1 protein-coding gene is annotated in these 329 nt (G+C 61.7%); it reads right to left on the reverse strand.

The window, feature by feature from the left end:
• On the reverse strand, positions 1-329 hold a 329-nt coding region (locus tag Xkoz_RS19455), incomplete at both ends, for an IS66 family transposase (RefSeq protein ID WP_141554473.1).

The raw sequence follows: 329 nt of genomic DNA on the forward strand, positions 1-329 counted from the left end.
CCAGTTTATACAGTTCCCGGATCCCCTCCAGCGCCTGTTTCGCCACCGTGCTTTGGCTGGCCTGGTAAACCTCAAAAAACTTGCGCCGGGCGTGGGCCCAGCAACCCGCTTCGGTGATATCCGCCCGGGCATGCAGCGCGTTGTAACCGGCATAGTCATCCGTGACAAGGTAGCCACCGGCCCATTTTTCCAGAAACGCCTGTGCATAACGCCCACCGCGGCCGGGATGCAACTCGTAGTACACCACGGCGGGGGCGTTATCACGACCCGTCACATAGGTCCACAGATAGGCCCGGTGCGTCTGCCCTTTCCCCGGCATCAGAACCGGC

The organism is Xenorhabdus kozodoii (assembly GCF_002632875.1).
Lineage (GTDB): Bacteria > Pseudomonadota > Gammaproteobacteria > Enterobacterales > Enterobacteriaceae > Xenorhabdus > Xenorhabdus kozodoii.